Origin of the sequence: Enterococcus xiangfangensis (assembly GCF_005405365.1) — a bacterium.
Taxonomy (GTDB): Bacteria; Bacillota; Bacilli; order Lactobacillales; family Enterococcaceae; genus Enterococcus_A; species Enterococcus_A xiangfangensis.
Map to the genome: position 1 here is coordinate 1 of NZ_BJDX01000003.1, position 22,501 is coordinate 22,501.

Sequence of the window (22,501 nt, forward strand, 5' to 3'; positions counted from 1 at the left end):
TCGAACACAGAAGTTAAGCTTCTTAGCGCCGATTGTAGTGAGGGGTTGCCCCTTGTGAGATTAGGACGTCGCCACGCAGTTGAGCTATTCACTCTAGTGAATAGCTTTTTTTATTTATTGAATGGTTTGAACGAAATGTCTATTCCATCCTTCATTAAGAGGTAGTAATAAATTTTATAAAAAATTATTTGAGGATTGATCGGTTACTTTATGATACTGAATCTCAAGAAGAATAGGGATATTTTTTTTTAGTTTTGGCTTATTATGAATGAAGATTGAGCAGTTGATTTATTGTGAAATCTTTTTTAATTTTTTTAGTTAGAGAGGATTGTTTGATTTGCTTTATGTAGCACGACATGGGGAAACAGAATGGAATAAAGCGGGGATTATTTCGGGAAGAAGTGACATTGCGTTATCAGAAGTTGGCTATCGTCAAGCCGCTGTGTTAGCAGAAGAAGTTGCTGAATTGGATGTATCGATTACAAAAATTATTCATTCGCCATTGGAACGCGCGCAAGAAACAGCTCGTCTTGTAGCAGAAAAAAATTATTTGCCGCTGAGAATGGATGAACGTTTGATCGAATTAGATTATGGAGATTATGATGGAACTAGTGATGCGCAGGAAAGCTATTTAAAGTTGCGTACCCAATTTGCGGTTCGCTATCCTAACGGAGAATCTTTGATGGATGTGTATGCTCGGACCGTTCTGCTATTGAAGGAATTAGAGCAAGATTCAGAAAATATATATTTGCTAGTTTGTCACAATTCAGTTATTCGAGCAATTAAAAATTATTTTGAGCCATTAGAAAATGAGGCTGTTTTCAATTATCGAACGCCTAATGCAAAATTGATCAGATTTGATTGGGAGAAATAATCAATTAGTATAAAGCAATTTAAAAAGACCGGACATTGCGTCCGGTCTTTTAAATTGCTTTATGCATTAAGTGGATCTTTTGGATTGTTTGTTGCCATTTACCTTGTTCAGTATCGGAAAGAGATAGCGGCAAACTCTCTATAAGCCCTTGAGAAGAAATTTTAGCAGGTGAACCGACATAGCAATTATCTGCAGGATGGTAGTGACTAACAGGTACGACCAGCGAATCGTCCGCTAAGATCGCTGCAACAATTCGGGCAGCTTGAACAGCGATTCCATAAGAGGTATAGCCTTTTCCTCTAAAGGTGATCCAGCCACCGTTACGAGCTGTCTGTTCCAACGAAGCGAGCTTTTCAGCAGCTAGTGTGTCAGTAATAGGAACACCATCGATCTTAACACTAGACCAGGCAACAAATTGAGTTTCGCCATGTTCTCCAATTACATAGCCGTCAATTGAAGCAGGGTGGATGTTCAGATCTTTGCTGACTGCATGTTTCATTCGACCAGTGTCCAGTGAAGTTCCAGTGCCTAAGACCCGTTCTCGAGGAAATCCAGTTAATTCTTGCAAGTATTGTGTAATCACATCACATGGATTGGTGATGTTTAATAAGATACCCTTAAAGCCGGATTTTTTAATTTTTGGTGCCCATTCTTCAACGAGTGTTTTAGTTAGATTCAGTTCAGCAAAACGATCAGAATTGCCTTCAAAAATAGTAATGTCACCGGCAGAAAAAATAATGACATCGGTATCTGCAAGCTCAGCTAAGTCTGGGACGATCAGTCGGACTTGATGGTTTTGCTCCATTTGTCCATCCATCAAATCATTTAATTCAGCCTCAATGATGTTTTCCTTTGGATCAAAAAGAACCAATTCATCGACTATATTTTTTGAGATCAAAGTGTAGGCAGTCGTACTGCCGACATGACCGAGACCAATAATTGCAACTTTTTTCAATTACTACACGCCTTTCTTTTTGAGAAGTACTATTTAAAAAAGGATGCCCCTAATGTGAGAAAAAGTCAATAGAATAATTAGTAAATGATTAATTTGATAGACTATCTTTTAATATTTGATACACGCGCTGTGCATCTGCTGGAGTTCCTCTCAATTCATAATCGGCTAAAAAAGGAAAATCGAAGGCCTGACTGTATTGTTTTGCCGTCAAGCAATACTGATAGTTAAAATTTTTATTGCCGCTGCCTACGACCCCTAAACATTTTTGGTAATTGTTTTTGTACTCTAGGTAGTCTCGCATGACTTCGGTCAATATTTCAGTATCTCCATTGTCTACGCCATTTCCGCCTTCTAGATAAGTTGGGACGAAGGTAAAGAAGGGTGTTGTTTCAACTGCAAAGGGAGTATTTTCCGAAATTTCTTTTGCAGCGATTAATGGATTTTCCGCGGCTAATTGATGCTGTTCTTCAGCATAAGCGATCAATCGCTTGACGAATGCTCGTGTATTTCCCGAAATCGATATATATAAGATATTCATGAATGCTGGTTCCTCCAAGCTCGATAATAATTTTTTCAAAAATAGAATAGCTGTTTTCCTTTTAGAATTATAGCATGAAAAAGATTCCTTAAATAAGATGTAAACGGTTGCAAAAAATTATAAAGTATGATATAACTATAAGTGTAAGGGATAGGTCCCTAAGTTGTAGAAAATACAACGGAAATGAGCGAGTGATTGTTCGTTTCAAGTGAATGCCGAAATGGCAGGAAGGAAGTAGGGATTTGAAGTTTCCTTACAATGTAACTCAAGTCTAGCGGGGAAGAGAAATGTAGACAGTAGAACCATTTCTCCACTTAATGGTGAGGCTTAAACGAAATTCAACCACAAAGACGTTTAAGACCGAGAAAAAAGGTGTAAATATTCCAGAAATCTGGAATGAAGAAAAAACACTTAGCCATTAGACCCGCTGGATTGTTTTTTTTTTGCCAAAAAAAGATTATGACAGAAGTGATTTGCTTTACGAGACTTTGCCTTAGTTCTGAAGAAGCTGCTTTTGGAACATCATTTATTCAAAAAAAGGGTGTATGACAAAAATTTGTCATACACCCTTTTAAAATACTGGCATTTTTTGGACGGATTGGTTTATTTGTTGTAGTAACGAATATTATCACTGATTTTATTGATCGCAAATTTTGTTGGATCAGAAAATGTATAGGTTTTTCCATCAGTCGGCAACTTTTCAGCGAACATTTCCTCGTATTCAGTGATGGATAAACGTTTCCGTTTTGAAAGCAGCAACTGGTTTTCTTCAATCGATAAGTACTGTTGATAGTCTTCCATTAAAGTCATCGAGAAAAATTCACTGACAGCACCAGAACCGTAGCTAAATAGTCCGATTCGTTCACCAGCGGCCAATTTGCTGTTGTCTAGGAGCGAAGCTAAGCCGAGATATAGCGAGCCTGTATAGAGATTGCCTACTTGGCGGCTATAAATAATGGCTTCATCGTAACGAGTTTCCAAACGCTGCTGCTCTGTCTCAGACATTTCTGGAAAAATTGCTCGCAAAGCTTTGCGGCCCATTTTTGTATAGGGTAAGTGAAAAGTCAAGGCAGCATAGTCAGAACTCGTTGTTTGATTGATTTTTTTATTTTGTTCCCAAATCCGTGTAAAGGAATCAATATAGATTTGATTCGACAGATGTCCATCAACTAATGGATAGTCGTGCCCTGCTGGCCGCCAAAAATCATAAACGTCTTCAGAATAGAAGACACTGTCATTGTTAAAGGCCAATAGGTGTGGATTTTTAGTAACTAACATGGCAACGGCTCCGCATCCTTGGGTAGGCTCACCGCCAGAATGCAGTCCGTATTTAGCGATATCAGCAGCAATCACTAAAACTTTTCGATCTGGATGTGCGGCGACATAATCACGTGCCTGTTGCAATGCCGCTGTGCCGCCGTAACAGGCGTGTTTGATTTCGAATGAACGAGCGAAAGGCTGAATATCAAGCAGTTTATGAATAGTCACTGCGGCTGATTTTGAAAAATCGGTGCTGGATTCTGTACCAACGATCACCATATCAATCATTTTTTTGTCATCGGCTGTAAGAATTTTTGCCGCTGCACTTGCTCCTAAGGTAATAATGTCTTGTGTTTTAGGGATAAGCGCCATTTGGTCTTGTCCAAGTCCAATGTGAAATTTAGCAGGATCGGTTTCACGAGCATGTGCTAAGTCAGTCATATCAAGATAATAATCTGGCACGTGGAAACTTATTTTATCAATTCCTATGGTCATATTGCTCCTCCTTGTGTTGTTATGGAGTTCATTTTTATAGAAAGCGAAATTTTGTTCTATCATAGATACTTTGCTAAATAAGCTAGATCAGCAGTATAGTAAAGTCTGATTTTTGTATAGCTAGTCTTATGCGATGGATCTTAGCGAAGCAGAGTAGATCGTCATTTCTTCCAGAAGTAAATATATCACAGAAAAGCTCTAATTAGTCGAGTTTGAATCTTAAGAAATTATAAAACTATCTATGCTATACTTACCTCTGATTTTTAATGAAATTATTGGAGGTGCATCCTTGGAAGAAGTAGTTATTTTAAGTGCTGTACGAACACCAATTGGCAGATATAAGGGGAAATTAGCGCCCATCTCAGCCGTCGAGCTCGGTGCGATTGCAGTCAAAGAAGCGGTCAAACGTGCAGAGCTTGCGCCAGAACAAGTTGAACAAGTATTTCTGGGAAATGTTTTACAAGCAGGAAATGGTCAAAATGTGGCACGGCAATCAGCTGTAAAAGCAGGGATTCCTTATACTGTTCCTGCAACTACGATCAATGAAGTCTGCGGATCTGGCATGAAAGCAATCATTTTTGCAATGCAGCAGATTTTATTAGGAGAAGCGCAAGTCGTACTTGCCGGTGGGACAGAAAATATGTCGCAAGCACCAAAGGTTACCAGTTTTGATTATGTTACACAAGAATGGCAAGAACCAAAATCAAGTATGATTTATGACGGTTTGACGGATGCTTTTAGCGGAGAACACATGGGATTGACTGCGGAAAAAGTTGCAGAAGAATACCAGATCACACGTGAAGCCCAAGATCAATATGCTTATGGATCACAAATAAAAGCAGCAAAAGCCAGCACAAGCGGAAAATTTGATTCAGAAATCGTTTCCGTGGTACTTCCAGATGGAAGTATTATGCGAGAAGACGAAGGGATTCGATTTGATTCAACATTAGAAAAAATCCGATCACTAAAACCAGCATTTAAAGAAAATGGGGTAGTGACAGCGGCGAATGCATCAACGTTAAATGATGGCGCCTCAGCAATCGTTTTGGCGGCAAAATCGTATGCTGTTGAACATGGTTTGGCTTATTTAGCAGTCATCAATGATTATAGCGAAGTAGGGATCGATCCAAGTATTATGGGAGTGGCGCCTGTTTCAGCCATCAATAAATTATTGCAAAAAGCCAATCGAACAATTGATGAGATCGATATTTTTCAAATCAATGAAGCCTTTGCTTCGGCATCAGTTGCTGTACAAAATGAATTGAAGATCCCAGATCAGAAATTAAATGTCTATGGTGGCGCGATCTCTTTGGGGCATCCCATTGGAGCAAGCGGTACTCGAATCGTGGCGACTTTGATTTCTGAATTGATTCAAGAAGAGAAACAACGAGGAATAGCCAGCCTATGTATCGGCGGCGGGCTAGGATTAGCTTTGATGATAACTAAAGCAGCAGATCATGAGACTGCACAAAAAAAATTCTATCAAATGTCCCAAACTGAACGGCTGACAAAGTTAATCAAAGAAAAAAAACTATCTGCTAAAGAAGCGGCTCAATTAACAAGTCAAACGGGGTTACCGGAAAAAATTGCAAATAACTTGATCGAAAACCAAATCAGCGAATGTGCGATTCCGTTAGGTCTTGCACAAAATTTTGTCATTAACGGAAAAGAAAAAGTGATTCCGATGGCAACGGAAGAACCATCAGTGATCGCTGCTGCCAGCAATGCGGGCAAGATCATTGCTAAAGCTGGCGGTATCACGACCCGTGTGATCAATCAGGAAATGATTGGTCAAATCGTTTTACAAAATGTTACAGAATTCGAAAAACTTAAAAAGATTCTTAATGAAAATGAGCCGCTCTTTTTTGCTGCGGCCAAAAAAAGTTACCCCTCGATCTATCAGCGCGGTGGAGGCTTGCGTTTGATTAATCTGCGAACCTTTGAAACCGGCTATCTTTCTATTGATCTAGTGGTTGATACAAAAGATGCGATGGGCGCCAATATTTTGAATACGATGTTGGAAGCCGTTGCTCAAGAAGTAAGACAAGTGATTCCTGATGCGGAGATCCTGTTTAGTATTTTGAGCAATTATGCGACAGAATCGTTGATCGAAGCTCGTTGCGAACTGCCGTTAGATCAAATAACGCCTGAAATCGCGCAAAAAATTGCAGCTGCCAACGACTTTAGCAAGCTAGATCCTTATCGAGCCGCGACTAACAACAAAGGGATCATGAATGGAATCGATGCGGTTGTATTAGCGACCGGCAATGATACGCGGGCAGTAGCTGCGGCTTGTCATGCGTATGCGGCACGAAATGGGCGCTATGAAGGTTTGACAGACTGGTCGATCCAAGCAGATCGGCTGATTGGAAAATTAGTAGTGCCAATGAAAGTCGGGATCGTCGGCGGTGCGACCAAAGTTTTACCAAAAGCACAATTGAGTTTGAAATTATTAGAAATTTCAACTGCTGCAGAACTTGGAGAAATAATTGTGGCGGTTGGATTGGCACAAAATCTAGCAGCAATCAAAGCATTGGTGACTGATGGCATTCAAAAAGGACACATGGCGATGCAAAGTCGCTCATTAGCGATCACAGCCGGCGCGACTACCGGAGAGATCTCGCAAGTATCTAGTCAATTGCGAAAAGCAGAACAAATGAATCTAGCGACAGCAGAAGCGATCATAAAAAAAATTCGACTAGGCTAAGCTGCTTTTTATCAAAGCTAGAAAGAAAAACAAAAAATAAACGGACCGGTTTTCTGTAGGTTAAATCCTTTAGAAAAACGATCCGTTTGTTTTATTTATCGATACGCAAATAGACCATATCGATTAGGTGAACGCCGTGATCAATGATCGGTTCACGGTAATTATCAGTGAAAAAATTTTTCACACGGTGAGAGTTACGAAACCCACATTTTTGATAAAAAGCTAGTGTCTCAGGAACATCGCCTGTTCCGACATAAATAGTTTGATAACGGCTTAAAAATTTAGTAATTAGAAATTGAATCATTACTGTACCATACCCTTGTCTTTGAGCACTCGGTAGCGTCGCGATATTCTTTAATTCACATTCTTGATCGTTGAGTTTTAGAATGACCGCTACACACACTACCTCCGGATCATACAAAGCAAATAACTGACCTTGATTAAGGTAACGATCAATCATGTCTTCTTGTTCATCTGCTAAAAGTAATAAGTCGAGCAAGCTCTTTTTATCTGTAATGATTTCTTCAAACCTCATTGTTGACCTCCTTGGCAGACTGCAGGTCTATGAGCCGTCAGTCAAAATTATTTAAAACTAAAATCTAGATACACAGGATTATGATCAGAATATTTGAACTGCATATCTTTGACATGGACGTTGTTGACCGCAATATTATCCGAGACAAGGAAACCGTCTATGAGTGTGGTGTACGATTTTCCTTCTTTATAAGGTTTATCCAGTGCACGAGCAGAAGGAATTTTTTCAGCTGCTAGTCTGCCGGTGGGAAGCTGAAAACCGGCTGGTAATTGATCTTTAGGGAAAGGATGTGTCCAAGTCTCTCGTTTTTTGCTCGTATTGAAGACTTCGGGACTGTTGCCTAAAACATCATGGTTGTAATCGCCAGCGACTAGTACGTAGTTGCCTTTTTTATATTCATTTTCCATCACGTTAAAAATTTTTTCTAGTTGCGCAGCTTGGATCGAACGATCTTTAGTGAAGGCAGATAAATGAGTATTGATAGCAATGAACTCATGCCCCCCTTTGACTGGCATGCGGCTGACGGTAAAGGCGCGATCCAAATCAAAAAATTTATTGAAGTTTGTTTCGATCGGCAACGAATAGCGTTTACTGCTGGTAATCTCAGCTTGACTCAGTGTGACTAAACCTGATTTTGCTTTGCCGATTGGATCGGTAAAAGGGTAGAATAAATAAGCTGAATCGTAATTTTGTCCATAGAGATGATTGTAATCCTCTAAATGTTCACCCAAAAAAGCAACTTGATCGACATGTTGAGAACGGTCGCCGTCTTGGTCGACTTCTTGATAAAATGCAAAAGTTGGTGCTAACTCTTTTGTTGTTTGGACGATTCCTTGCATATTTTCTTTCACTGTCTTTTTGTCATATGCGCGTGAGTAATCGCCGCCATCCATAAAGAAACTATAACTTGGCGGATAAGCGCCATAACCAATATTGTGACTCATCGCTCGATAAGTTTTATTTGTTTCTAGCATTTGTGTTTGCCGGTTCACAGGGTTTAAAGTAATCGCATCCGGCAAGCGGTCGTAGCTGACAAATAAATAAATCAAGTAACCGCCAAAGACTACGATCAGTGCTACAATGATCCCTAAAAGAATTTTTATGATCTTTTTCATTCGTTTCCTCCTAGTATATCTGAATGCCGTATTTCAACAGCAAAAATCATTTCTCAAATATCATAGCAGATTTTTTATTGAACACAAAACATCCTCACTTTCACAAATCTTGTTTGCATGGTACACTAAAATAGTAGTGTTAAATGTTATTAAAAGAGAGGTTTTAAAATGATTCGATTTGCAAGAAAAGAAGATGGTATAGCAGTTTCTAAACTAATACTAGTTATTTTAAAAGACATGGAGTTGGATTTTTTAGCTAAATTCGGTGAGGAAAAGACTTTGGAAGTCCTTGCGACCTGTTTTAAAGATCCGACCTATCGGTTTGGGTATGCGCGCGGTTTAGTGGAAGAAATCAATGGAACCATTGCCGGTGCAGTATTTGGTTATCCTGCAAATGAAGAAGCGATTATTGATCGACCTTTAGAAAATTATTTGCGCTCACAAGGAGTAGGAGACAGCCGAATGTTTATCGATTCGGAAGTATTTCCTAATGAGTGGTATTTAGATTCGATCGCAGTGGATGAAAGGTTCCGTGGACAAGGAATCGGATCGAAATTATTGACTGCGGCAGATCGCTTAGCAACCCATGAAGGAGAAAAAGTCATCGGATTAAATGTCGACAAAGCTAATCCAAATGCCAAACGCCTGTACTTGCGTGAAGGTTTTGAAGATGCGGGAGAAATAATGATCAGCGGACATGTCTATGACCATATGCAACGAAAAGTAAAAGCTGCTCGCTAATAATTAGTATCGGTTAGCGGATAGGTTGCAGCTATTTTTGAGAAAAAAAGAACTGTGCCACAGTTGGCTCAGTTCTTTAATTTTGGGAAAAAGTCATTTTTAACGTCGTCTCTGGATTAGAATGTTTGCTGCGATTATAAAGCCAATAATCCATGATTGCTGCAACACAGATACAGACTGGGGCGTCTTTTGGATCAGTAACATTCAAGACGTAGTAGTCGCCGGTTAATAACGTCGCTTTATCCATCGTCATGATTGGCTGATTGAATTGGTTAATCTTATATTTATGATTGTAAATGTCGCCATAGACAGCCCAGTGGAGTTGCTGGATGTAATAAAAATCCCCTGGCCAATGGAAAATTTTATGGAGCACACCAACTTTTGTATGTTCATAATAGATCTCAAACTTGCGGCCAAAAATGACACTGGCTTGTTTGATATAAGCGACGATTTGTCCATCCATTGCATAGAGCGACAGGACATTTCCTTTACGTCCCCAGTGACCGACCATTAAATATAAAGGCACACCGTTGTTGTCTTTGACGATCGTTCGTGTGGTAGAACTTAATTGTTTTTCTTGGATAAAGAACTCGGTCATGCTAGTCACACCTTTTGATTTTGATTATTCAGAAAGGATTCGAGCGATTGCCGTTGCTACACCATTTTGTTCATTGGTATCAGTTATGTTGTTAGCGATTTTTTTGACAGCAGCAGCAGCATTGCCCATTGCAAAACTTGTGCCGGCGTAAGTCAGCATGCTGACATCGTTAAAATTATCGCCTAAAGCCATGACTTGACTGGCGGTAAATCCGCGCTCTTCAGCGAATTGTTTCAAAGCAATTCCTTTTTGCGCATTGACATGATTGATTTCAATATTAGTTGATTCGGATGCGGCAATAGCAAGATCGCCAATTTTTTCTAGTTCGCCAGCGATTCCTTTCAGTTGCGCTGGACCATTTTTATCAAAAGCGATGATTTTTAAAACATCTTCATCACTGGCAATTAATGTTTGCCGAATATCATCAACAAAAGTGATGGGGGTTAAAGATAAGTGTTGGGAAGATGCGGCGATCGCTCGTTTTTTTGATATTCCCGGAATTTTACTTAAAAGATGTTCAGCAACAAAATCGATTCGCATAGGCTGATTGGCTGAATAGACTTGTTCGGCGGTAAAAATTTCATAATATAATCCGGCTTCTTCAAGTGTATCCATTACATCTAATGTGCGTTGTTTTCCGATTGGAATGGTAAAGATGGTTTCTCGGTCAGCATTTACAACGTGGGCACCATTTAATAAGATCATTGGGACACGAATATCCGATTCGTCCAATGAAATTCTTGCATGACTCATTCCACGTCCAGTCGCTGCAATAAATTCGATTCCTTGTGCTTGGGCTTTCTGAATGGCCGCGACGTTTGCTGTCGGAACTTGCATTTGATTGTTCAACAGTGTACCGTCCATATCAGAGGCAATGAGTTTTATCAAAATTATTCACCTAGCTTTCCTATCATACACCGATAGTGTACCATAATCTCAGAGTCGGAAAGCATGTCTGATTGATTCTTAAAAAAGAATTAGTCGAGCTGTGAATAATTTTAAGCAATCAGTGATAAGATCTTATGGCAATCAATAGTTGAAGATTAGGAGTAGAGGTTATGAAAGAAATCATCCACAATGACTGGCAGCAAGTTTTAGCCAATCAATTTCAAGCACCTTATTATTTAAAATTAAGGGAATTTTTGAAAGAGGAATACAGTACACAAAAGATCCATCCGGATATGTATCATATTTTTGAAGCATTAGAACTGACACCGTATGACGAAGTCAAAGTCGTGATCCTCGGACAAGATCCGTATCATGGTGTCGACCAAGCACATGGGTTGTCTTTTTCAGTCCAGCCGGGAGTGAAGATCCCACCGTCATTGCGCAATATCTATCAAGAAATGCAAAGTGATTTAGGGATTGAGCCAGTCCAGCACGGCAATCTAGTTAGTTGGGCCAAACAGGGAGTATTGTTGCTGAATACGGTATTGACTGTGCGAGAAGGCCAGGCTTATTCGCATCGCGGCAAGGGTTGGGAACAATTGACTGATGCGATTATCGAACGCTTGAACGCAAGAGAGAAACCAATCGTTTTTATTTTATGGGGAAAACCTGCGCAAGAAAAAAGTAAGATGATCGATACTAGCAAACACGCGATTATCAAGTCAGTTCATCCATCGCCTTTATCAGCTCATCGCGGCTTTTTCGGGTCAAAACCTTTTTCGAAAACGAATCAACTTTTACTAGAATGGGGCGAGTCGCCAATCGATTGGCAATTGCCTGAAACAGTGTGATATGACAACGTTTTCTGTTATAGAGACAGTTTGTGAAAATGTACTTAATTCATGTTTACTAGATTTTAATTAGTAGTACAGGTATTTTATTCTGTCCTTTTCTTTTCAGTTGAAGTGTTGTATGATTAATAGGAAATAAATATCTGGAGGGTTTTATCGTGGATCTATTTGATAGTTTGAAATTTAAGATTATTCGTCGCAACATTAAAATTGCATTTCCTGAAGCAACAGACGCTCGTATTTTAGGAGCCGCTTCTCGTTTGAAATCAGAAGAGTTGATTGATCCAGTTTTGATTGGTAATTTAGCCGAAATCGAAAAAGCTGCGAGCGCTCGTGGAATCGCTTTAGAAAACTTCACGATCATTGATCCTGATCATTTTGATCGTTGGGATGAAATGGTCGCAGCCTTTGTTGAACGCCGCAAAGGAAAAGTCAGCAAAGAAGATGCTGAAAAAATGCTTAAAGATGAAAATTACTTTGGAACAATGTTGACTTACATGGGAATTACTGAAGGAATGGTTTCTGGTGCCATCCATTCAACTGGCGACACGGTTCGTCCAGCTCTACAAATTATCAAAACAAAACCAGGTGTCAGCCGGACAAGCGGAGCTTTCTTAATGGTTCGTGGCCGCGATCAAGAGAAATATTTATTCTCTGACTGTGCAATCAACGTTAACCCAAATGTACAAGAATTGGCAGAAATCGCTGTTGAATCAGCTAAAACAGCAGAATTGTTTGATATTGAACCAAAAGTTGCAATGATGAGCTTCTCAACTAAAGGCTCTGCGAAAGCTCCTGAAGTTGAAAAAGTTGCAGAAGCAACTAAGATCGCTCAAGAATTAGCACCAGATTATTTGATTGATGGTGAATTACAATTTGATGCTGCTTACATCCCAGGTGTAGCACAATTGAAAGCGCCTGAATCAAAAGTAGCTGGACAAGCAACGGTCTTTGTTTTCCCAGAATTACAATCAGGAAATATCGGTTATAAGATTGCACAACGTTTTGGTGGATTTGAAGCGATCGGACCAATCTTGCAAGGATTGAACAAACCAATTTCTGATCTTTCTCGCGGTTCTAACGAAGAAGATGTCTACAAACTTTCTATCATTACAGCTGCACAATCATTGATGAACTAATCAATGATTGTTTAAAGTTAAATCAAAAAGCAAGAATTCGGAAGTTCACGAATTCTTGCTTTTTTTGGTGGTTGATTTTAAGAAGATTTGTCAGCGCTCCGTTAAAAAAACTGATAAAAAAACAAGCAAAAAAATCTTTTGCTTTGCTCTCTTAGGCTAAATCGGTATACTAAATTGGTAATAGAAAAGAGGGGAAATAGCGTGATAACCTTAGTAAATACAACAGCAACTGAAGAATTAGGCAAAATTATCGGAAGGGCGGCAGAACCAAGCGATAATTTAGTTTTAACGGGCGATCTTGGAGCGGGGAAAACGACCTTGACTAAAGGAATCGCTCGCGGGTTAGGAATCGAGCAAATGATTAAAAGTCCGACATACACGATCATTCGTGAATACCAACAAGGGCGTTTGCCGCTTTATCACATGGATGTTTATCGGATTGAAGCCGGCGCAGGTGATTTAGGATTGGATGATTATTTTGAAGGGGATGGTCTTTCTGTTATTGAGTGGGGCCAGCAATTAGGTGAGTACTTACCGGAAGATTATTTGGAATTACTTATTTCAAAGGATGAGCAAGATGAGAATTTGCGTCAGATCGAATTGCTTGCCCATGGGGAACAAGCCCAACGATTCCAAACACGAATCATGAAGGCGTGGGAAGCATGAGTGCCATCGAGATCACATTAAGAGAAGCGATTCCGACTGACGCGGCTACTTTATTACAAGTTAGTCGAAAGATTGCTGAAGAAACGGACTTTTTGATCATGGATGAAGCAGGTCTCGGATTAACAGAAGAACTGCTGGGTCTACAATTAGCTAATTTATATGAAAGTGAAAACAATCTTCTTTTGCTAGCTTTGGCAGATGAAGAAATCGTTGGGATGGCTTCAGTTAAAGCTGCACCAGAATTTACTGTCTCACACATTGGAGAAATCGGAATAAGTGTGTTGAAGGATTTTTGGGGAATCGGGTTAGGGACTACGTTATTGGCGGAAGTGATCGATTGGAGTGAAAATGACTCTCCTTTGCGGCGGTTAGAATTAACCGTTCAAAAAAGAAACGAGCGGGCGATTCATTTATATCAAAAATTTGGTTTTGCAACCGAGGCTACGATGGTGCGCGGAGCTAAAGACAAACAGGGAGAATTTCTCGATGTCTTGTTAATGAGCAAATTGATCAATTAAAAAGGTTGTGACAAGAATTTTATCACAACCTCGCTGTTTCAATTATCGTACTAGATGATCTGCGAAAATTAGTTTGCTCGCTAAAAACTTAACAACTGCGTATTTTTTTCCTACATGGGCAGAACTAATTTTTTTAAAGGATCGACGCCAAAATGTTCTTCTTGATAAAGTAAGATCTTTGCGCAGGCACGACTATCTTCCAACGCATCATGGTGGTGCTCCAAAGGGATCTTTAGCTCTTGGCAGACTGTATTCAAACGATGATTCGGCATTTCAGGAAACAAACGGCGACTTGTTCGGACAGTACAAAGAGACAGATAAGAGGGCTGAGCAAGTTGGTAATAATCCAAGCAACCGGCTAAGACTTTCGTATCAAAACCTGCATTGTGGGCGACAATCAAACGATTGTTTTGATAATAGTGTTGGATCTCCTGCCAGACTTCAGGAAATTTTGGTGCATTGGCAACATCTTCTGGATGAATCCCATGAATCTGGATATTTTTCCAGAAAAACTCGGTATCTGGCTTGATCATCGAATAATATTCGCCAACGATTTGGCTATTTTTTACCATCACAAGCGCCAGTGAGCAGGCACTATGAGCCTGATAGTTCGCTGTTTCAAAGTCCATTGCGATAAAATTCAATCGATTCACCTCTTTAACTTGTTTTAACACAATTTATTCAAGGGTGAAAGTCTTGTGTCAAAAAGATTCAAAAATTTTAAAGATCGATATCTAATTCGACTGGACAATGATCGCTGCCAAAAATCTCGGTATGAATCTTAGCATCTTGTAGCCGTTCTTTCAGATAATCAGAAACGACGAAATAGTCGATCCGCCAGCCAGCATTATTTTTACGGGCATTGAAACGGTAGCTCCACCATGAATAAATCCCTTCTTGATTAGGATAAAAATGACGGAATGTGTCAATATAGCCATTTGCTAATAAGGTACTGAATTTTTCGCGTTCTTGTGGAGTAAAACCGGCATTTTTTTGATTCGTTTTCCAATTTTTTAAGTCGATATTCTCGTGAGCGACATTCAAATCACCACAGAAAATAACTGGTTTTTGTTCGTTTAAGCGGTTTAAATGAGTCAAAAAGGCCTCTTCCCAAGTCATGCGGTAGTCTAAACGTTTCAATTCATTTTGTGAGTTGGGCGTGTAGCAAGTGATCACGTAATATTCAGGATATTCTAAAGTGATAACACGGCCTTCGTTGTCGTGTGCTTCAACACCAAGACCATAAGCAACACTGAGAGGTTCGTGTTTGGTAAAAATAGCGGTACCTGAATAGCCTTTTTTCTCCGCATAGTTCCAATATTCATAATAACCTGGTAAGTCCATTTCGATCTGTCCAGCTTGTAATTTCGTTTCTTGCAGACAAAAAAAGTCAGCATCCAAATCATTAAAAACATCCATAAAGTTCTTTTTCATCACGGCACGCAAGCCGTTGACGTTCCAAGAAATCAATTTCACAAGTCATTCCTCCAATAGTCATTCAATCATGGACTAATTGTAACGAAAAAGAATCAGAATGCAAAGAATGTGCGATTTATTTTTCTGAATGATATTTTAAGGAATCAGAATTTAAAAACAGTAAATACGTTCTTTACCTTTTCCTAAATAAGCCAACATATTAAGGTCAAACTAATCATCCAAAAAGGAGTGTCATTATGAAAATCGGAGTTATTGGAATTGGCGGCATCGCTCAAAAAGCCTATCTGCCTACTTACACAAAAATACGCAAAGAAGCAGACTTTATTTTTGCAACACGCAACAGCGATGTCCGAAAAGCGCTGGTAGAAGAACACCATTTTGAAACTGTCGTCGAAACGATCGACCAGTTATTGACCCAAAAAATCGAAGCGTGTTTTATCCACGCAGCAACTAGAGTTCACTTTGAACTCGCTAAAAAATGCTTAGAAGCAGGGGTCGCAGTTTTTATCGATAAGCCTGTCAGTGAAGACTTTCAAGAAGTACGTTTGTTGCAAGAATTAGCTAAAGAAAAAAATCTTCTATTCATGGTGGGCTTCAATCGGCGTTTTGCACCGATGGTCGATCGGTTAAAACAGCTGACACAAAAGCGTGTCATTCACTTAGAGAAAAATGAGCCAGATCATGCGATGGCAGTTCAATACGGGATCTATGATCTGTTCATCCATTTAGTTGATACAGCTGTCTATTTATTAGATGATGAGATCATGAGCGTCCATTCAAAGATTCACGAGGAAAATGGTCAGATGGTGTATGCGCAGATGCAACTTTCGACGGCAACTAGTGAGTGCTTGCTGTCAATGGATCTGATGAGTGGCGGCAAAATGGAACGCTACCAAGTCAACTCGCCTAAACAAACGATGATCTTGGAGCAACTGACAGATCTCACCATCAAACGTGGCCAAAAAGAGGAAGTGCAGCGTTTTGGCGATTGGACGACGACGTTAGAAAAACGCGGATTTGAACAATTAGTGCTCCAATTCATTGCAGCTTTAAAAGGAAAAGATGTTGATTTGAGACAGGCGGACGTTTCATTAAGCCATGAATTGTGCGAGCAAATGCTTCAACAGCATATCCGTCATCAATTATAGGGTGGTAAGTTTTTTATTCGCGTGCTAAAATGGCAAGGACGTTTGAAAAATTTACCCGTAATGAACGAGAGAGGCTTATCAAAGTGAAAACAACAGCACTGATCAACGCATTACCCAATTTGAAAATCCTTTTGGATGAACCTTTAATGAATTATACATTTACGAAGACTGGTGGACCGGTAGATGCTCTTGCATTTCCGAAAGACAATGAAGAAGTCAAAGCGTTAGTCGATTATTGTCGTGCAAATGATCTGCCATGGATCGTTTTAGGCAATGCCAGTAACTTGATCGTCAAAGACGGCGGGATCCGCGGTGTAGTAATTATGCTGTCAGATATGACAGCAATTCAAGTAGAGGACCATACGATTACTGCTCAAGCTGGAGCGAAACTAACGGATACAACCTATGTCGCTTTGGAACATTCTTTGACCGGTTTTGAATTTGCTTGCGGTATTCCTGGCAGTATCGGCGGTGCAGTCTTTATGAATGCAGGAGCCTATGATGGACAATTAGAAGATGTTTTTGAATCTGTTGATGTTTTGTTAGCTGATGGAACTTTTGAAACGTGGGACAAAACTCAGATGAACTTTTCTTACCGTCATTCAGCGATCCAAGATCAACCAGCAATCGTGTTGAGCGCGCGTTTTAGTCTGACTGCTGGTGATCCAGAACAGATTAAAAAAAGAATGACTGAACTCACAGAGTTGCGCGAGTTGAAGCAACCGTTAGAATACCCTTCATGTGGCAGTGTTTTCAAGCGCCCAGTGGGACATTTTACTGGAAAATTGATTCAAGATGCAGGCTTACAAGGATTGATTTGGGGCGGCGCGCAGATTTCTGAAAAACATGCCGGTTTCATTGTGAACATCGATCACGCCACAGCGACTGATTATATTGAGCTGATTGCTCATATCAAACAGATAATCAAAGAAAAATTTGACGTGGCACTAGAAACAGAAGTCCGGATTCTGGGTGAAGATCCAAAATAAAAAAATGCTTGATAGAAGTCAGTGATGATTTCTATCAAGCATTTTTTATTTTTTCATTAAGCGTAATAAAACAGCGCACACACCCATAGTCGCGATGCCGGCTACGATTGCTTCAACCAAGCCACTGCCAAAAATGATCCCTATGATGACGCCATAGACAGCATCAGCAGCAACTTTTAAAACATTGGCATAACTGTCTTTAAAGAAAAAGAAGATCAAGTTCATCACCAAAATGGTATTGGTCATTGAGCCAGCCAAGCCAGCGATGAATAAACTGACCGGTCGTGCTTTTTGTTTCATCAAGTGGTGAAGTCCTTGATAAACAAAATAGGGGACAACACCGATCAATATCCGAGGAAGAATAGCGATTATTAACGCTCGCCAATCGCCTTGATTCGTCAATGGATTTGCAATAAAAGGAGAAAAGACAAACGACATCGGTGTGATAAAAATCGTTGACCGAGCCAAACTGATCACACCAAAGACTGCTCCCAATCCAGCGCCGATTCGCGGCCCTAAGACAATGGATGCGATAATAACGGGAATATGCATAGTCGTTGCATTGATCGGACCAATCGGGATAAAGCCAAGCGGGGTGACCGCTAAGATGATCATGATCGCTAAAAACATTGCGGTTAAAGTAAAGCCTCTTACATTGTTCTCTTTCAATTTGTTACTCCTTTAATTTCGAATTTACTACATGTACAATGTCTGAAACATTTGCTAAGGCACCACGACCATAATCACCGCAAGCTAGTAATGCTTCTCTTGGTACGATCTCTTGATAGCCAACGTCTTTCAAAGTTGCAAGGTTTCGTTGAACAATCGGATTTTGATACATGTAGGTATTCATTGCTGGTGCAATAATTCTAGGCGTATCTGGCAACAAGGCCAAAGCTACAGTTGATAATAAATCATCCGCGATTCCGTTTGCTAATTTGCCAATCGTATTAGCAGAAGCAGGAGCCACAAGAAATAGATCTGCATTTTTTGCTAAAGTAATATGATTGATCAAGGCAGGATCTGGTTCTGCCATCACATCAAGATGAACACGACGATGTGATAATGATTGAATCGTCAATGGCGTGATAAATTCCGTACTGCTTTTAGTCATCACCACGTCTAATTTGTACCCCATCTTAGTCAATTCATTGGTGATATCCGCTGCTTTATATGCGGAGATACTGCCGCTGACGCCTAACAAAATAGTTTTCATCGTGTTTCCTCCAATTTCATGACTTCTTTTTTGATCAACTCTGCAATCTCAGTTTTAGTTTGAGCTTCTTTGACTTTATGCTGGCGGTTGATCAGATACCCATGATGTTTTTCACCATCGATCTCCGCTAAATCGTTCGCTAAAATAAAATCTGCTTGATTTTTTTCAAGACTGGCTTTTGCTACATTTAACAATTCGATCATCGGTACATCAACTAAGAGTTTAAATCCGACCAAGATCGTTTGTGGCTGCAATTTTTTGATCAAAGAAATAATTTTTGGATTCTTCTTTAAAACGATCACCAAATGATCTGTATCAGAAGAGATTTTTTTCTCTGTTCGTTGATTTGCGATTTCCGCTAAAGTTTTTGGCAAATCTGCTGGTTGTGTGGCAACCGCTGTCTCAAGATCTTCAAGTGTCACGGAACTTTCCGGAGTAAAGTCGCTGACAGCCATACTGTGGATCACTGCATCATAAGAATTCGCAGTCATCAAGGCTTTCAACGTTTTTTCCAAATCAGCCGTGGATTCAATGTAATGATAATGGATATTTCCTTCAGGTTTCACTGCAAGCTGTGTAGTGATCAAATCGATGGTTGCGTCTTCTTTGGCAAAACTTTCTGCGATTGCTTTGCCTAATTTTCCGCTAGAATGATTAGTAATAGCACGAACATCATCGATTTTTTCTGAAGTTCCACCTGAAGTAATTAAGATTCTCACGTATTTTTTCCTCCTAAAGCAACGATCGTACGGCCTACATGTTTTCCTGCTAACAGAGCATCGGCTGTCTCTGGGACTTGTGCTAAATCAATTTGTTGAACTTGAAGAGCCGCTGGCACGGACCATTCATCCGCCAGTTTATGCCAAAGTTTTTCGCGGTGAGCTGTTGAAGCTTCGACGGAGTCGATTCCCAATAAATTGACTCCGCGTAAAATAAAAGGCAGGACGGTGGTAGTCAATTTGATCCCGCCGGCATTGCCGCAAAGAGCCAAACTGCCACCGTAATTAACAAATGGAATGACTTGTGCAAGTGTTTCGCCGCCGACAGTATCGACTACGAAATCAAAGAGCTGCTTATTTAAAGGTCGATTTTTTTCTGGGAATAATTCTGCAGGTGAAAGGACTGCTGTTGCACCTAATTGTTTTAAGTAGTCTTGCTGATCTTCTTTTCGACTGAATGCGGTAATTTCTTTACAACCAATCTGTTTTAGAAAATGCAACGCAAATCCACCAACACCGCCAGTCGCTCCAGTGACCAACACACGGCTGTCGGCAGTTAGGCGGCCGTGTTGTTGCAACGCATCGACTGCCAGTGCTGCTGTAAAACCGGCTGTACCGAAAGTCATCGCTTGTTTTTCTGATAATGCTTGCGGCAATTTCACACACCAAGCAGCGGGAACGACTTGCAGATCGCTTAGACCGCCATCTTGTTTAACTCCTAGTCCATAGCCTGTTACTAACACCAAATCATCAACTTGAAAAGCGTCATCCTTTGAAGCGATGATTTTTCCAGCCAAATCGACACCGGGAGTCATTGGATAGTCTCTTAACACCCCAGTATTAGCTTTTGTAGCCAAGGCATCTTTGTAATTGATCCCAGAATAACTCACAGCAATTAAAACGTCGCCTTCATCGATCTCAGGTTGGGTGAAGGATTCGATGATTGTGTGAACGGTCTCATCTTTTATTACGCGTAAACGGCGATACTCAGTCATTTTTTTTCCTCCTATTTTTATAATAGTCAGCTTTGATTGGAAAAATAGGTGATTCATCCGTCACTAAGCCGAAAAAATTCGTTTTTTTTTTTGGATAAAATTTAGTCTACATGAAGCAACTATAAATTTAACGCAATGATCAAACGATGTAAACTGACAAAAGTAAAATCAGCAGAATCGGTTACTATTATCTTAGCGGAAATGAAGGAAAAAGCAAACTTCTTTTCTCTTTGATTTCTGAGAGAAGTTTTCTATGAAAATAGTTAAAAAACTTGATTTTCAACAAAAAATTCGTATACTTTAGTAGTGTCATATTAAACAATAAGTTTACTATTAGCAAACAAAATGAAAGTTGTTTCGTTTGTTTTGCTTTTTTTGCATGGAGTCGAATGATGGTAAATGAAGAGCAGTGAGCAAATGTCTCACTAGCAGACTAATTGATTTGAGGTGAAGGCCATGGAGATTGGCGAGAAGCTGCGTAATTTACGGATTCAAAAAAATTTGACGCAAGAAGAATTGGGAGAACGGACCGATTTGTCTAAAGGATATATCTCTCAATTGGAACGAGATCTAAGTTCTCCATCAATGGAGTCTTTTTTTGATATTTTGGAAGTTTTAGGCGTGACGCCGGCAGAGTTTTTCAAACAAAAAACAGACGATCAAAAAATCGTCTACAAAGAAGAGGACACCACATTTTACAGTGATGACGAACATGGCTATCACATCAAGTGGCTGATTCCGGAATCAAATGAAAAAGAAATGGAACCAATCTTATTGACGCTTGAAAAAAAAGGTCAATACAAACAATTTACTCCGTCGCTTTCAGAAACATTTATCTATGTATTAGAAGGAAAGGTCGCCTTGCAGTTTGGTGAAACGTTACATGAAGCAAAAAAAGGCGAAAGTATTTATTATGAAGCCAGCAAACCGCATCGGTTGCAAAATCAAGCGGCAGGGATCAGCAAAGTTTTGATCGTTGCTACAGAATCTTATTTATAGAAAAAGGACGTGAAGTCATGGCAAACACAATTATTTCATTTAAAGATATCAGCAAACAGTACGATGATGACGATCCCGTATTGAAAAAAATCAATTTTGATATTGAAGAGGGGCGGTTTTATACATTATTAGGGCCTTCAGGTTGTGGGAAAACAACGATTTTAAGGATCATCGCCGGGTTTACCGATGTGAGTGCAGGCGAGATTTTTTTTGAAGGCAAACGAATGAATGATATCCCCGCCAACAAACGTCAAGTGAACACAGTCTTTCAAGATTATGCGCTATTTCCGCACATGAATGTGTTTGACAACGTTGCGTTTGGGCTGAAAATCAAAAAATTATCGAAACAAGAAATCGAAAAAAAAGTTTTGGAAGCCTTAAAACTTGTTCAGCTGCCAGGTTATGAAAATCGTGAGATCACGGAAATGTCCGGTGGCCAGCGGCAACGTGTAGCGATCGCCCGGGCAATCGTCAATGAACCGAAGATTTTATTGTTGGATGAACCATTATCGGCTTTAGATCTAAAGTTGCGAACAGATATGCAATACGAATTGCGTGCGCTGCAAAAACGCTTAGGCATCACATTTATTTTTGTGACCCACGATCAAGAAGAGGCGCTAGCGATGAGTGATGAGATCTTTGTAATGAACAAAGGAAAAATCGTTCAAAGTGGGACTCCTGTTGATATTTATGATGAACCGATCAATCATTTTGTGGCGGATTTTGTCGGAGAAAGCAACATTGTGACCGGTGAAATGGTGGAAGATAATTTAGTCAAATTTGTCGGGAAAAATTTTGAATGTGTTGATGGCGGAATGCGGCCTAATGAACCAGTTGAAGTCGTTTTACGTCCTGAAGATCTAACTTTGACAACTCCTGAAAATGGCAAATTAGTCGTAACTGTGGACACTCAATTGTTCCGCGGAGTGCATTACGAAATGAATTGTATCGATGCTGATGGCAATGAATGGATGGTCCATTCAACTAAAAAAGCGAAAAAAGGCAGCAAGGTCGGCTTATCTTTTGAACCTGAAGACATCCACGTGATGCGTTTCAATGAAAGCGAAGAAGATTTTGAAGCACGCTTAGAAAGCTATGAAGATTAGGAGGAAAGCACA

General features: G+C 39.9%; 24 protein-coding genes and 1 rRNA gene. 12 read left to right on the forward strand and 13 right to left on the reverse strand.

Going from position 1 to position 22,501, the window contains the following annotated elements; genetic code table 11:
- Positions 1-77 (forward strand): 5S ribosomal RNA (gene rrf / locus FFM68_RS13340); the annotation flags it as partial.
- Positions 78-337: 260 nt separating this feature from the next.
- Complete coding sequence (locus tag FFM68_RS03950; protein WP_137618152.1) at positions 338-874, forward strand: histidine phosphatase family protein; 537 nt, start codon at positions 338-340, stop codon at positions 872-874.
- A gap of 49 nt (positions 875-923) precedes the next feature.
- Here the strand turns inward: FFM68_RS03950 and FFM68_RS03955 are convergent, their stop codons facing one another.
- The 3 genes from FFM68_RS03955 to FFM68_RS03965 form a co-directional block, all read right to left on the reverse strand.
- Entirely contained in the window at positions 924-1,829 is a 906-nt protein-coding gene (locus FFM68_RS03955; RefSeq protein WP_137618153.1) for a lactate/malate family dehydrogenase, read from the reverse strand.
- An 88-nt stretch (positions 1,830-1,917) separates the two neighbouring features.
- Positions 1,918-2,367, reverse strand: a complete 450-nt coding sequence (nrdI, locus tag FFM68_RS03960; protein WP_137618154.1) for a class Ib ribonucleoside-diphosphate reductase assembly flavoprotein NrdI — start codon at positions 2,365-2,367, stop codon at positions 1,918-1,920.
- Positions 2,368-2,970: 603 nt separating this feature from the next.
- The gene (locus tag FFM68_RS03965) at positions 2,971-4,122 is read right to left on the reverse strand and encodes a hydroxymethylglutaryl-CoA synthase (protein WP_137618155.1); all 1,152 of its coding nucleotides are present in this window, start codon (positions 4,120-4,122) and stop codon (positions 2,971-2,973) included.
- 289 nt (positions 4,123-4,411) lie between these two features.
- Between FFM68_RS03965 and FFM68_RS03970 the strand changes: the two genes are divergently transcribed.
- The gene (locus FFM68_RS03970; RefSeq protein WP_137618156.1) at positions 4,412-6,829 is read left to right on the forward strand and encodes a hydroxymethylglutaryl-CoA reductase, degradative; all 2,418 of its coding nucleotides are present in this window, start codon (positions 4,412-4,414) and stop codon (positions 6,827-6,829) included.
- 91 nt (positions 6,830-6,920) lie between these two features.
- Here FFM68_RS03970 and FFM68_RS03975 read toward each other — a convergent pair whose 3' ends face one another.
- Both FFM68_RS03975 and FFM68_RS03980 read right to left on the reverse strand, forming a co-directional pair.
- Positions 6,921-7,364, reverse strand: a complete 444-nt coding sequence (locus FFM68_RS03975; RefSeq protein ID WP_137618157.1) for a GNAT family N-acetyltransferase — start codon at positions 7,362-7,364, stop codon at positions 6,921-6,923.
- A gap of 47 nt (positions 7,365-7,411) precedes the next feature.
- Positions 7,412-8,479, reverse strand: coding sequence for an endonuclease/exonuclease/phosphatase family protein (locus FFM68_RS03980; protein ID WP_137618158.1), 1,068 nt, complete (start codon positions 8,477-8,479; stop codon positions 7,412-7,414).
- Between the two features lie 168 nt (positions 8,480-8,647).
- Between FFM68_RS03980 and FFM68_RS03985 the strand changes: the two genes are divergently transcribed.
- Complete coding sequence (locus FFM68_RS03985; protein ID WP_137618159.1) at positions 8,648-9,220, forward strand: GNAT family N-acetyltransferase; 573 nt, start codon at positions 8,648-8,650, stop codon at positions 9,218-9,220.
- A gap of 76 nt (positions 9,221-9,296) precedes the next feature.
- Here FFM68_RS03985 and FFM68_RS03990 read toward each other — a convergent pair whose 3' ends face one another.
- The gene (locus FFM68_RS03990; protein WP_137618160.1) at positions 9,297-9,818 is read right to left on the reverse strand and encodes an LURP-one-related/scramblase family protein; all 522 of its coding nucleotides are present in this window, start codon (positions 9,816-9,818) and stop codon (positions 9,297-9,299) included.
- Between the two features lie 24 nt (positions 9,819-9,842).
- Positions 9,843-10,706, reverse strand: a complete 864-nt coding sequence (locus FFM68_RS03995; RefSeq protein ID WP_137618161.1) for a Cof-type HAD-IIB family hydrolase — start codon at positions 10,704-10,706, stop codon at positions 9,843-9,845.
- A gap of 170 nt (positions 10,707-10,876) precedes the next feature.
- Here FFM68_RS03995 and FFM68_RS04000 point away from each other — a divergent pair, with 170 nt between their 5' ends.
- The 4 genes from FFM68_RS04000 to FFM68_RS04015 all read left to right on the forward strand — a co-directional run bounded on the left by FFM68_RS04000 (position 10,877) and on the right by FFM68_RS04015 (position 13,880).
- Positions 10,877-11,557, forward strand: coding sequence for a uracil-DNA glycosylase (locus FFM68_RS04000; protein WP_137618162.1), 681 nt, complete (start codon positions 10,877-10,879; stop codon positions 11,555-11,557).
- 158 nt (positions 11,558-11,715) lie between these two features.
- Positions 11,716-12,696 carry a phosphate acetyltransferase gene (pta, locus tag FFM68_RS04005; protein ID WP_137618163.1) on the forward strand — a complete coding sequence of 327 codons (981 nt, stop codon included), beginning with the start codon at positions 11,716-11,718 and terminating at the stop codon, positions 12,694-12,696.
- 201 nt (positions 12,697-12,897) lie between these two features.
- Entirely contained in the window at positions 12,898-13,362 is a 465-nt protein-coding gene (gene tsaE / locus FFM68_RS04010; RefSeq protein WP_137618164.1) for a tRNA (adenosine(37)-N6)-threonylcarbamoyltransferase complex ATPase subunit type 1 TsaE, read from the forward strand.
- Entirely contained in the window at positions 13,359-13,880 is a 522-nt protein-coding gene (locus FFM68_RS04015) for a GNAT family N-acetyltransferase (protein ID WP_137618165.1), read from the forward strand. The genes tsaE and FFM68_RS04015 overlap by 4 nt, the downstream gene beginning before the upstream one ends.
- A gap of 110 nt (positions 13,881-13,990) precedes the next feature.
- On the opposite strand, the gene FFM68_RS04020 is transcribed toward FFM68_RS04015, so the two are convergent.
- On the reverse strand, positions 13,991-14,524 hold the full coding sequence (locus FFM68_RS04020; protein WP_137618481.1) for a 3'-5' exonuclease: 534 nt from the start codon (positions 14,522-14,524) through the stop codon (positions 13,991-13,993).
- A 76-nt stretch (positions 14,525-14,600) separates the two neighbouring features.
- Entirely contained in the window at positions 14,601-15,356 is a 756-nt protein-coding gene (locus tag FFM68_RS04025) for an exodeoxyribonuclease III (RefSeq protein ID WP_137618166.1), read from the reverse strand.
- 197 nt (positions 15,357-15,553) lie between these two features.
- Between FFM68_RS04025 and FFM68_RS04030 the strand changes: the two genes are divergently transcribed.
- On the forward strand, positions 15,554-16,465 hold the full coding sequence (locus FFM68_RS04030) for a Gfo/Idh/MocA family protein (protein WP_137618167.1): 912 nt from the start codon (positions 15,554-15,556) through the stop codon (positions 16,463-16,465).
- An 83-nt stretch (positions 16,466-16,548) separates the two neighbouring features.
- Complete coding sequence (gene murB, locus FFM68_RS04035; protein WP_137618168.1) at positions 16,549-17,454, forward strand: UDP-N-acetylmuramate dehydrogenase; 906 nt, start codon at positions 16,549-16,551, stop codon at positions 17,452-17,454.
- A gap of 45 nt (positions 17,455-17,499) precedes the next feature.
- Here murB and FFM68_RS04040 read toward each other — a convergent pair whose 3' ends face one another.
- From FFM68_RS04040 to FFM68_RS04055, 4 genes are read right to left on the reverse strand one after another with little or no spacing between them, the layout of a single operon-like run.
- Positions 17,500-18,084, reverse strand: coding sequence for an ECF transporter S component (locus FFM68_RS04040; RefSeq protein ID WP_167483456.1), 585 nt, complete (start codon positions 18,082-18,084; stop codon positions 17,500-17,502).
- Positions 18,085-18,127: 43 nt separating this feature from the next.
- Complete coding sequence (gene coaC / locus FFM68_RS04045) at positions 18,128-18,670, reverse strand: phosphopantothenoylcysteine decarboxylase (RefSeq protein ID WP_137618170.1); 543 nt, start codon at positions 18,668-18,670, stop codon at positions 18,128-18,130.
- Entirely contained in the window at positions 18,667-19,389 is a 723-nt protein-coding gene (locus FFM68_RS04050) for a phosphopantothenate--cysteine ligase (RefSeq protein WP_137618171.1), read from the reverse strand. The genes coaC and FFM68_RS04050 overlap by 4 nt, the downstream gene beginning before the upstream one ends.
- Complete coding sequence (locus tag FFM68_RS04055) at positions 19,386-20,384, reverse strand: YhdH/YhfP family quinone oxidoreductase (protein ID WP_137618172.1); 999 nt, start codon at positions 20,382-20,384, stop codon at positions 19,386-19,388. The genes FFM68_RS04050 and FFM68_RS04055 overlap by 4 nt, the downstream gene beginning before the upstream one ends.
- Before the next feature lie 456 nt (positions 20,385-20,840).
- On the opposite strand from FFM68_RS04055, the gene FFM68_RS04060 reads away from it, so the two are divergent.
- Positions 20,841-21,383, forward strand: coding sequence for a helix-turn-helix domain-containing protein (locus tag FFM68_RS04060; RefSeq protein ID WP_137618173.1), 543 nt, complete (start codon positions 20,841-20,843; stop codon positions 21,381-21,383).
- 17 nt (positions 21,384-21,400) lie between these two features.
- Positions 21,401-22,489 carry an ABC transporter ATP-binding protein gene (locus FFM68_RS04065; protein WP_137618174.1) on the forward strand — a complete coding sequence of 363 codons (1,089 nt, stop codon included), beginning with the start codon at positions 21,401-21,403 and terminating at the stop codon, positions 22,487-22,489.
- Positions 22,490-22,501: the final 12 nt, after the last annotated feature.

Coding starts and splice junctions, on each gene's coding strand:
- FFM68_RS03985 (WP_137618159.1), top strand. CDS start 8,648: ATGATTCGATTTGCAAGAAAAGAAGATGGTATAGCAGTTTCTAAACTA.
- FFM68_RS03990 (WP_137618160.1), bottom strand. CDS start 9,818: ATGACCGAGTTCTTTATCCAAGAAAAACAATTAAGTTCTACCACACGA.
- FFM68_RS03975 (WP_137618157.1), bottom strand. CDS start 7,364: ATGAGGTTTGAAGAAATCATTACAGATAAAAAGAGCTTGCTCGACTTA.
- FFM68_RS04000 (WP_137618162.1), top strand. CDS start 10,877: ATGAAAGAAATCATCCACAATGACTGGCAGCAAGTTTTAGCCAATCAA.
- FFM68_RS03965 (WP_137618155.1), bottom strand. CDS start 4,122: ATGACCATAGGAATTGATAAAATAAGTTTCCACGTGCCAGATTATTAT.
- FFM68_RS04040 (WP_167483456.1), bottom strand. CDS start 18,084: ATGTTTTTAGCGATCATGATCATCTTAGCGGTCACCCCGCTTGGCTTT.
- FFM68_RS04030 (WP_137618167.1), top strand. CDS start 15,554: ATGAAAATCGGAGTTATTGGAATTGGCGGCATCGCTCAAAAAGCCTAT.
- FFM68_RS04065 (WP_137618174.1), top strand. CDS start 21,401: ATGGCAAACACAATTATTTCATTTAAAGATATCAGCAAACAGTACGAT.
- FFM68_RS04060 (WP_137618173.1), top strand. CDS start 20,841: ATGGAGATTGGCGAGAAGCTGCGTAATTTACGGATTCAAAAAAATTTG.
- FFM68_RS04055 (WP_137618172.1), bottom strand. CDS start 20,384: ATGACTGAGTATCGCCGTTTACGCGTAATAAAAGATGAGACCGTTCAC.
- coaC (WP_137618170.1), bottom strand. CDS start 18,670: ATGAAAACTATTTTGTTAGGCGTCAGCGGCAGTATCTCCGCATATAAA.
- FFM68_RS03980 (WP_137618158.1), bottom strand. CDS start 8,479: ATGAAAAAGATCATAAAAATTCTTTTAGGGATCATTGTAGCACTGATC.
- nrdI (WP_137618154.1), bottom strand. CDS start 2,367: ATGAATATCTTATATATATCGATTTCGGGAAATACACGAGCATTCGTC.
- FFM68_RS04015 (WP_137618165.1), top strand. CDS start 13,359: ATGAGTGCCATCGAGATCACATTAAGAGAAGCGATTCCGACTGACGCG.